A 9,758-nucleotide genomic window follows, 5' to 3' on the forward strand; every position below is an offset into this window, starting at 1 on the left:
TCTTAACCGATGGGAACGGTGCTTAATTACCCGAGCGCGTTATGAGTTTCGGGGCTATTTTAGGAATTTCAAATATATAGCTTTGTCGCCTATAAACAACATTAGATTAAGCGAAAGTCTTAGACCCTTTGTTCTTAGGAATGATTATCTATTCGATCTAAGCGTCATCAAAAGAAATTGGTCCTGACTGAGATTTAAAAACTGAGCTGAAAAATCGTGGTTTACATGATGCAGCCAGCAGGAATAGCGGCACCAGCTCCGAAGTAAATGTACAAGCGAAGCGGATCCAAAGTGAGGAATCAAGAAGCAGCTCGAGGTGCTGCCGGAAGTTAACCGTTGCTCCTCTCAATCCGCGTGCGAACATTGTCGAGCTGTCACTCCTTATTCCCCCAGCCTCCCCAGCCTGACCTCATCGGGCTCGAGCGGCTTCAGACTCCCGCGAAGCACCGAAATGAAGAGGCTTCTCACCCATTCGAGCCCCGTATCAAGCGTCGTGTGGGCGTGCCAGATGAGCGCCGGCTGCAGCCACGGCACGCTCTCCGCACGGGCGAGCACTGTGAGTGGCCTCTCTTCCGCCAACGCCTTTGCCGTCCGCCACGGCAGAATCAGAACGGCATCCGACCGGCGCATGAGCCTCACGGCCCCGAGCCAGTATTCCGTCCAGAGCATCGTCCGTCCGGCCTTGAGCGGGATTTCCGCCGGGCCCGGCACGCCTTCTATGGGATCGTCCGTGTCCGGATGCACGCAGATTTGAATCCGGCGGCAGGCCTCAAGGTCCTGCATGGTAAGCGTGCCGTCCTTAACCTTCCCTTCAAGCGGATGCCCTGCTCTCACCGCATAGACGTAAGGCGTCCTCAGAAGCGGGACGCTCGCAAAGTCTGCCGGGAGATTGACGGCCGGAAAGATTGCGAGGTCTGCTTCTCCGGCGCGGAGCTTGAGAAGCGTGTGTTCGTCGTGAGGAAGGATGGCAATCCCCGCTTTCGGCGCCTTCTTCATGAAGAGCTCGAGGACGGGCTCGATCATGATCGGGATCGCATTGTCGAGTGAACAGATGCGGATCACGCGGTTCATCGCCGCGGGATCGAAGGCCTCTGCCGAAAAGAGCTTTGCCATTTCCTCGAGCACGCGCCTTGCCTGCGCCGTGACCTCGTGCGCCCGCGCCGTGGGCGCGAGGCCGTGCCCGAAGCGCGTATAGAGCGGATCCTCGAAAACCGTCCGCGCCTCCGCAAGAAGGCGGCTCGCCTTCGGAAGGCTGATCGAAAGCCGCGTGGCGGTTCGCCCGAGATGCCGCTGCTCATAGAGCGTCGTCAGAAAAACGAGAAGTTCGCGCGAAAGCTGGTTATCGGTGCCTGACATATTTTTCAGATTCTGAAAGATTATTTTGCGCTTCCAGGGTTCAAAAACTCAGAAAAGTCACCATGGATGGTCTGAAGTCCCGGGCATATAGTTCTGAGCACGCGATCGGAAGCGCGATCTGCCGCAGGAATCCTAGCCGCACGAGGCAATTTTTGCATCACGCTTCCGGTGCCGGACCATTTCATTATTCGAAAAAGGAAGCATCCATGTCCCGCCTTCTCAAAGCATCGCTCGCTGCCGCTGCGCTCATCCCTGCCGCCGTCATGGCCATGGGCGGCGCCTCGGGCCCGAAAACCACCTATGAAGTTCAGGGCCACCTCGGCGAAATCGTCGTCAACCCCTATGAAGTGGCTCCGCTCACGGCCATCATCAGGAACGGCGGCTACCAGATTCTCGACGCCCGCGTGACGGTGCTTCCAAAGCCCGAAGGCGAGGAAATCTCCTACAACGTCTCGCGCCGCATGCTCCTCACCCACGGCGGCATCCCTGTTTTCGGCCTCTATCCGGACTACCTCAATTCGGTCAAGGTCGAATACACGCGCCTCTTCAACGGCAAGACGGAAAAATTCACCGACATCTACAAGATCTACGGCTCGCCCCTCTACGTCGAAGCCTCCGGCCTCGCGAATGAACGCTCGACCATGCCGAAGGTCCGCCCGGTGAAGGTTGACCCGAAGTTCAAGGACCGCCTCTATCTTCTCAACAACGCCCAGGACCTCGCGGGCAAGGCCTCCCATGCCGTCTGGAACAATCCCATGGGCGGCGCGCTCGAATGGAACTTCAACCCGCAGATCGGCATTGTCGATACGAAGGGCGAATATCGCTGGTACCTCTTCACGAATTCGATTTATTCGCTGGATTCCCTCTACTACGGCGGCGACATGATGGGCTTCCGCCAGAATAAGGACGGCGCCTTCACCTGGGGCTACGGCCAGCGCTACGCCAAGTACGACCTCATGGGCCGCGAGATCTGGAACCGTCGTCTTCCCATTTCCTACAACGACTTCTCGCACTCGCTCGACCCCGCCCAGAACGGTCACTTCTTCCTGCGCGTGGCTTCCTCCAACGTGAAGCTCGCCAACGGCCAGAACGTCCGCACGGTTCGCGACGTGATTGCTGAAGTCGACCATGACGGCTACGTCGTCGACGAATTCCGTCTCTTCGACATCCTCGACCCCTATCGCTCCGACGTCATCAAGGCGCTCGACCAGGGCGCGGTCTGCCTCAACATCGATGCCTCTAAGGCGGGCAAGACGCTTTCCGAAGAAGACATCAGGAAGCTCAATGAATCCGACCACTACGGCGACATCGCGGGCACCGGCATCGGCCGCAACTGGGCGCACGTGAATTCCGTCGACTACGACCCGACCGACGACTCGATCATCATCTCGTCGCGCCACCAGTCGGCCATCATCAAGATCGGCCGCGACAAGAAGGTGAAGTGGATCCTCGGCGCCCCGCGCGGCTGGAAGGGCGAATTTGCCGGCAAGGTTCTGAAGCCCGTCGACCATCAGGGCAAGCCCATCGCCTGCACGGACGCGACCTGCGAAGGGGGCTTTGACTGGACGTGGACCCAGCACACCGCCTTCCGCATTGATGCGAAGAGCAAGCCTGGCGTCGTTTATCTGACGGCCTTCGACAACGGCGACGCCCGCGGCATGGAGCAGCCGGCGCTTCCGGAAATGAAGTATTCCCGCGCCGTCGTCTACAAAGTCGATGAGAAGGCGGGCACGGTTGAACAGGTCTGGACCTTCGGCGAGGAACGCGGCCACGACTGGTTCAGCCCGGTGACGTCGCTTACCGAGTACCACGCCGACAAGAATTCGATCTTCGTCTACTCCGCCACTGCGGGCGCTTCCTTCGACCTCAAGACCGGCGCCTTCACGTCGGCCCCGAACCCCTACATGATGGAGTTCAACTGGGGTGAAAAGGAACCCGCCGTCGAAATGCGCGTCGAATCGACGACCGGCTACCAGGCAATGCCTGTCGATCTGAAGAGCGCTTTCGAGCAGTAATTCCTGATCGATTGAGCTGATTGAGTAGCAATTGAAATCCCCGTCTGAGCGAATACGTTCAGTCGGGGATTTCCTTTATCCGGAGGATAATTCCGGCAATCAGCAGAATTGCGGCAGCGCCTCTTTCCATTCTGATTGAAGCCATTCAAAAGAATCGGGATTTCTTTCGGAGAACCTTGTCTCTCAATCCTTTTCGTCGCTTATTCGGGTGAAGGATGGATGAGAGGAAGCGCGCAGGGATAGCCGTCTGAGGGTGAATTGCGTAGAATACCAATCATTCCACTTCCCTCCCAAAGGTCTACAGAATGACAAGCGACGAAATCATAGCGCAGGTAAATGCCCATCGCGAAAAAGAATCAAAGCTCTTAGAGGAATGGCAGGAACTCCGCGCCCGCGCGCAGGAAGAATGCATCCGCCTCATCGATGTTTTTGAATTTACCGCTTCTGATCTTCATCTCGGCAAGGACGGCAAGGCGATCAAGCCGACCGTCAGGAATGCCGGCGTGCCGAAGTTCATCAACCCCGACGGCCCCGAAACCTGGACCGGCCGCGGCAAGCGCCCGCAGTGGTACATCAAGGCGAGGGAAGCCGGCTACTCTGACGACGACATGCTGATCGCCAACAATACGCCCGTTGAAGCCAAATAAAATCGGCTGAGAGATCTTTATTTCTCCGAAGCATTCGCCCTGCTCTCCTTTCCGGTGAGCGGGGCTTTTCCTTCATTGAGAATTCTATTTGCTCTCTTTGGTCAGGAATCCGAATGAGCGTTCTATTTCGGGAGCAGCGCACTTCTCATCAGAGCGCCTGAGGCAAATCATTCCCGGAATTGGAATTCCTCTTCCAGTCTGCTGATTCAATGCGGCCGAGCTCACAAAATTGCCATTTTTTGTCAGATTGTGAGCAGGCACGGCGGAAATGGAATCGCGGCGGTGAAAGCGTTCAGTGCTCTGAAATCACGAAATCAGAATCAATTCCGAACGCCCTGCCGCAGCTTTGCGACCTGCTCTCTTCCCGCCATTCAGAGGGCGAGCCGGCGTGCCGCATTCCTTTTTTTATTTCACTTCACCCCGGGACAATCTGTTTTTCCGCCGCCGGCAAAAGTCAAAAAGATGCTCTCCGCTTCTTATTGCCGGATCCGAAGACTACGCATTCTGCTTGAGTTTCCTCAGCCACACGCCGCTTTTGAGGCGCATGAGGAAGATGCCGCCGCGGACGATGAGCTCGGCGCACATCGCGCTCCAGACGCCGACGAGGCCGTAGACGGGAGCGAGGAACCAGGCGAGCGAGAGGCGCACCACCCACATGCTCGACAAATTCATGACGGCAGGAATGAGCGTGTCGCCGGTGCCGATGAAGGCGCTGTAGGAGACGATGGCCGCAGCGAACATGGGTTCGGCCCAGGCTTCAATGCGAAGGACCTTCGTGCCCAATTCGATCACCTCCGGCACATCCGTCATGATGCCCATGAGAACCGGTGCGGCGAAATAAAGGACGACCCCCATCACCGACATGACGACCATGCCGGCGCCGACGCACTTGTAGGCAATGCGCTTTGCGAGATCAAGGCGCTTCGCGCCGACGGACTGGCCGACCAGGGTCGAAGCCGCGTCGCCGATGCCGTAGCCCGGCATGTAGCAGAGGCTCTCGGCAGTGATGCCGAGCGTATGCGCAGCAATCGAAACAATGCCGAGAGGCGCCACGATGGCCGTGGAAAGAATCTGCGCGCCGCACATGAGAATGCGTTCCGCTGCGACGGGAGACGCAATCGAAAAGGCACGCCTCAATACGGCAGCCTGCGGGATGAAGCTTCCAGAGCGCCCCACGAGCGAAAGGAAGGGCGAGCGCACGACGAGCATCCAGAGCATGATGGCGCCGACAATGGTTTCAGCAATGCCCGTGCCGACGGCTGCGCCGATGATGCCTAAATCCGCTCCGGGGACCGTGAGGGAAATGCCGAGGAACGTGTAGGTGGAGGTCGGAAAGATCAGCAGGAAATTAAAGAAGCAGTTGAGGATGCACATGAGAATCCCGAGGTAGCTCGGGGTCTTCATGTCGCCCGTTGCCCTCAGGAGCGCCCCCGCAAGCCAGCCGAAATACGTGGCGGGGAGAAAAAGCGCCATCATGAGGAAGTAGTCGGAAGCGTTCCCGACGATCGAGGGGTCGCCGCCGAGCCAGATAGGCAAATGGGGGCTGATCAGGAAGCCTGCGGCTGCCAGGACGGCGGAAAACGTCATGACGGTCGTGAAGGCCTGGCGGACGATGCTTCTCGCGGCATCGAAATCCTCTGCGCCGATGCGGTGCGCCGTCTGCACCGAAAACCCCATGATCGAGGCGCCGCCGATCCCGTAGAAAAGCCAGAGCGTCGTGCTCACAAGCCCGACCGCTGCCGAATCCGCAGCGCCGAGGTGCCCCACCATCGAGGCGTCGATGTACTGCATCAGGATGTAGGAAACCTGAGCAAGCGCCGCCGGAACCGCAAGGCGGACGACGAGTTCGAGCTCGTCGCGCACGCTGAGCTCGCGCCCGCTGCGGAGCGTCTGTAGGAGCAAGGAGGTTCTGCTGGGACTCGAACTCATGGATGAAAAGAAAAAAATGAAAAACGGCCGCCTGAGAATTGTGACCGAATCTTAGACCCGCCGCGCGGTCCGCAGCTGCCTGATTCTTCCGCTCTCATGCCTGAAGCAGCCGGAAAAGGACTCCTCATTTGAAAAAGGCAGCCCCGGCCGGAACCGGAACTGCCTCCTTCATTGGTTCATGAACCGAACCCGAAAAGCGGCTGAGTCAGACTCAGGCTTCGCCTTCCTGATAGGGATCGCTGTTGAGGTCGCCCTCAAGACTCGTCACGACGACGGCGGAAGCAACGTCGCCCACGACGTTGATCGACGTGCGGATCATGTCGAGGATTCGGTCGATGCCGGCGATGAGCGCCACGGCTTCAAGGGGAATGCCCACCTGCGTGAAGACGACGGTCGTCATGATGAGGCCGGCGCCCGGAACGCCCGCGGTGCCGATGGCGGCGAGAACGCCCATCAGAACAACGGTGAGCTGGTCGGTTAAGGTGAGGTGAATGCCGAAGACTTCAGCCGCGAAGATCGCGCAGACGCCCATGTAGACGGCCGTGCCGTTCATGTTGATGGTGTTGCCGAGCGGAATCGAGAAGGAAGCGATCGACTTCGTGGCGCCGAGCTTGCGAGCGGCGGCAAGGTTGGCGGGGAGCGCAGCTGCCGACGAGCAGGTCGTGAAGGCGACGAGCCAGGGCTCGAAGATGCCCTTCAGGAACTTGACCGGATTGGTCTTCCCGATAACCGCAACAATCGGGATGAGGACGAGGAAGACGAGAACCACCGTCGCGATGAAGGACGTGAGAATGAGGGAGAAGAGCGGAAGGAGCACCGAGAGGCCGTGCTTCGCAACCGTGAAGGCGATGAGGCCGAAGACGCCGATCGGGGCGTACATCATGACGTAGCCCGTGACGCGGATCATCACGTCGCCCACGATTTCAAAGAAGCGGAGGACGGGCTTTCCGCGTTCGCCGAGGGACGCGAGCCCGAAGCCGAAGATCACCGCGAAGAAGATGATCTGGAGCATCGAGCCCGTGGCCATCGCTTCCATCGGATTGATCGGAACGATGTTGAGAAGCGTATCCGTCAGGCTCGGGGCCTTAACGGCCTTGGCGACCAAGCCGTCGGTCGAGAGGTCCAGGCCGAGGCCCGGCTGAATGAGGTTTGCAAAGAGAAGACCGATCGCCACGGCGATGGCCGTCGTGACGGCATAGACGACAAGGACCTTGCCTGCAACGCGGCCGAGCTTCGAGGTGTCCGAAATGCCCGCGGCGCCCGCAATGATCGTTGCGACGACGAGGGGAACCACCACCATGCGAATGAGGCGGATGAAGAGCGTGCCCAGGGGCTGCAGATAGGTCTGGGCGAATTGAGAGTCGACAACGGCACCGACGATGACGCCGAGCGCAAGGCCGATCATCATCTGCCAGGCCAATGAAATTTTAAGTTTGCCAGCCATTATGGGTCTCCTCGGAATAAGGCTGAATGAAAAAAGACAGCAGGCCGGTTCTCACAAAAACGGGGCTTTGCGCGATCATCGCTCTCCTCCTCTTCTTTCGGCAGGCTGCCTTTGCGTATCAGGGTTAAGGTTAGCCTTATTACCGCCAATATTTGATTAGGGATAATCCTCCTTTACGTTTGTAAAGATCGCTGGCAAAACACATCCCTTCCGGTTCTTGTTATTGCATGCCGCTTAGGGCGATGCGGCTTCTCACGAGAGTGCGAAAAAAGCGGATGCGGTCTTCAAAGACTCACCTGAACGCGTCATGGTCCTGCGGTGCGTCAGCAGCCTGATCCTTTTGTTCCGATTCCCGCGCGCGGCGGTTTTTCTGATCGAGGTACTGCAGGACCTTGAGGCGACGGAAATCCGCGATGGATTGAATGAGGAGCGCCTGAGCGAACGCTGCAAGCGCCTGGCAGAGGACGAGCGTGAGGGAGAGCGAATCCATGCTCGTCCCGAACAAATAAGGCTGAGCGTAAAAGAGGATCAGCGTGAGGATGGTGTAGATCCAGCCGCGGCGCCAGAGCGACCGGCAGCGGAGTTCCGCAGGGTCCCGAAGGTCTCCTCTCTGGAGGAGAAAGACGACAAGCTTCACCGGAATCGCCGAGCGGACTTCGAACTCATCGGTCGCGAGCGAAAGCCAGGATGCTGCGTCAACGGATTCCTTTCTGAGGCGGGCGGAAAGCTTGAGCGCCCGGAGCGGCCAGATGAGGCGTACGAGCTGAATGCCGAGGTAGAGGTTTGCAAGCACGAAAACGAAGCCCGCAAGAATCCAGTCGAAAGAGAATGTCATTGGGTGCCCTGCCCGATCAGGCGGTTTGAAAATTCCAGAGAAGCACTCTAGCGCGGTCCGGAGCAAAGCGGACAGAAAAAATCCCGGAGCGGCCAGTGATGGCGCATTCCGGGATTCCTTAGCTGATGACTACCGAAGACCCTTGGGGCCTTCTCAGCTCAGATTACCAGCAGTAGCGGGTACCGACCGAGTAACGGTAGTTTTCCTGGTAATCCGACCCGTTGGCGCGGGTGACGGATCCGTAGAAGGACCAGTTGTCCTTCACATTGATCTGACCGCCGAAGCCGTAGGAAACCCACGTGCCTCCGAGGTCCTCGGAGAGCTTCTGGACAGCAGAATTGCCGCGGCGGGCGTACGCATCGCTCTCGCCCTGGAAGTCGTGATTGACGGAAGCCGTGAGGTAGACCGTACCCGCGCCGTCGGCGACATTCATGCCGGCCTGGAAGCCGAGACGGCCGACGAGCGTCTGGAAGTCGTCCTGATCAACGCGGATCTGGTTCTCAGCCGTGTAGTCGGCGCCCTTCACGAAGCCGTAGGAGAGTTCAGCCTGCGGGGTGAGGTAGAAAGTCTTCGAGATGTCCCAGCGATAGCCCACTTCAGCGGAAACACCGAAGGCCGTGTTGTCGTAGGAGCTCTTGAAGTCCGTGACCGTCGCAACATCCACGTCGGTGCTCATGCGGCCCACGCGGGCAATGAGGTCGACGTAGCCGCCGCACGGGAAGAAGGCCGTGCCGTAAGCAGCAAGGCTGAAGCTGTCGGTCGAGGAATCGCCGTTCGAGAAGTCGGCCTTCGAATCCGTGTAGCCGAAAGCGCCGCCCACGATCCAGTTGTCGCCGACGCGCACGTCAGCGCCGACCTGAATGGTATTGGCCTTCACCTTCGTGGAAACCGAGTCCTCGAGCTTCGCTTCAGCGCCGTAAACGCGAGCCCAGGTACCAACGGAGCCCTGAAGATTGCGAACTTCGCCCAGGCGTTCAGAAACGTGATTGACTTCATAACGCCACTGAGCGAGGGTTGCGCCAGCCGTCTTCTTGGCAGCTACCAGCGTGGGAGAAAGGCCGCTCGCGTCGCCAGTCGTGGTGACGGAACCGGTTTCGGGGTTGTATTCCCAGGCCGCAGTCAAGTCGCTCGCTTCGCCGCCGGTGAAGCCTTTCATCAGCGTTTCGGAGTTGGCAGAGATGATGTCGTTCTTAATGGCATTCAAGGCCGCCGAGGCAGTGCCGTAGGTTTCCGTAACCTTGCTGCCGGCGCGAAGCTTCAGGTCGCCGTTCAGCTTTTGAATAGCAATACCGCCCTTTTTGACTGTGTTGAAAGTCAGGGAACTATCGCCGCTGGTTGAAAGCGTATCAACTGAAAGCGGGGAAGTTTCAGAAAGCGTTAGCGTTGAATTGGCGAGATCGAGGGTATTTTTTACATCCACAAAACCGTTTTCCACATTGACATTGGTATTCGTCGCGGAAATCTTGCCTGAGGACAAAACAGGGCGATCGCAGAATCCGAAAAGTTAATGAGTGCTTCTCTTTGCAATTTTC

At 58.4% G+C, this 9,758-nt stretch carries 7 protein-coding genes; 2 read left to right on the top strand and 5 right to left on the bottom strand.

Going from position 1 to position 9,758, the window contains the following annotated elements:
• Window positions 1–381 precede the first annotated feature (381 nt).
• On the bottom strand, window positions 382–1,356 hold the full coding sequence (locus Q0106_RS00230; RefSeq protein ID WP_297607426.1) for a LysR family transcriptional regulator: 975 nt from the start codon (window positions 1,354–1,356) through the stop codon (window positions 382–384).
• A 206-nt stretch (window positions 1,357–1,562) separates the two neighbouring features.
• Between Q0106_RS00230 and Q0106_RS00235 the strand changes: the two genes are divergently transcribed.
• Both Q0106_RS00235 and Q0106_RS00240 read left to right on the top strand, forming a co-directional pair.
• Window positions 1,563–3,371, top strand: coding sequence for an aryl-sulfate sulfotransferase (locus Q0106_RS00235; protein WP_297607428.1), 1,809 nt, complete (start codon window positions 1,563–1,565; stop codon window positions 3,369–3,371).
• A 305-nt stretch (window positions 3,372–3,676) separates the two neighbouring features.
• A complete protein-coding gene (locus Q0106_RS00240; RefSeq protein ID WP_297607430.1) occupies window positions 3,677–4,018 on the top strand; it encodes an H-NS histone family protein in 342 nt (113 codons plus the stop codon).
• A gap of 495 nt (window positions 4,019–4,513) precedes the next feature.
• On the opposite strand, the gene Q0106_RS00245 is transcribed toward Q0106_RS00240, so the two are convergent.
• The 4 genes from Q0106_RS00245 to Q0106_RS00260 all read right to left on the bottom strand — a co-directional run bounded on the left by Q0106_RS00245 (window position 4,514) and on the right by Q0106_RS00260 (window position 9,646).
• On the bottom strand, window positions 4,514–5,920 hold the full coding sequence (locus tag Q0106_RS00245; protein ID WP_297607432.1) for an MATE family efflux transporter: 1,407 nt from the start codon (window positions 5,918–5,920) through the stop codon (window positions 4,514–4,516).
• Window positions 5,921–6,158: 238 nt separating this feature from the next.
• Window positions 6,159–7,391 carry a dicarboxylate/amino acid:cation symporter gene (locus Q0106_RS00250; RefSeq protein ID WP_297607434.1) on the bottom strand — a complete coding sequence of 411 codons (1,233 nt, stop codon included), beginning with the start codon at window positions 7,389–7,391 and terminating at the stop codon, window positions 6,159–6,161.
• A gap of 292 nt (window positions 7,392–7,683) precedes the next feature.
• Complete coding sequence (locus tag Q0106_RS00255) at window positions 7,684–8,226, bottom strand: hypothetical protein (protein ID WP_297607435.1); 543 nt, start codon at window positions 8,224–8,226, stop codon at window positions 7,684–7,686.
• 163 nt (window positions 8,227–8,389) lie between these two features.
• Window positions 8,390–9,646 carry an autotransporter outer membrane beta-barrel domain-containing protein gene (locus Q0106_RS00260; protein ID WP_297607437.1) on the bottom strand — a complete coding sequence of 419 codons (1,257 nt, stop codon included), beginning with the start codon at window positions 9,644–9,646 and terminating at the stop codon, window positions 8,390–8,392.
• Window positions 9,647–9,758: the final 112 nt, after the last annotated feature.

The organism is uncultured Sutterella sp. (assembly GCF_937923675.1).
In the GTDB taxonomy this organism is placed as follows: domain Bacteria; phylum Pseudomonadota; class Gammaproteobacteria; order Burkholderiales; family Burkholderiaceae_F; genus Sutterella.

Bases quoted from the DNA above. Each gene is read 5' to 3' on its own strand.
- Q0106_RS00230 (WP_297607426.1), bottom strand. From the start codon at position 1,356: ATGTCAGGCACCGATAACCAGCTTTCGCGCGAACTTCTCGTTTTTCTG.
- Q0106_RS00235 (WP_297607428.1), top strand. From the start codon at position 1,563: ATGTCCCGCCTTCTCAAAGCATCGCTCGCTGCCGCTGCGCTCATCCCT.
- Q0106_RS00240 (WP_297607430.1), top strand. From the start codon at position 3,677: ATGACAAGCGACGAAATCATAGCGCAGGTAAATGCCCATCGCGAAAAA.
- Q0106_RS00250 (WP_297607434.1), bottom strand. From the start codon at position 7,391: ATGGCTGGCAAACTTAAAATTTCATTGGCCTGGCAGATGATGATCGGC.
- Q0106_RS00255 (WP_297607435.1), bottom strand. From the start codon at position 8,226: ATGACATTCTCTTTCGACTGGATTCTTGCGGGCTTCGTTTTCGTGCTT.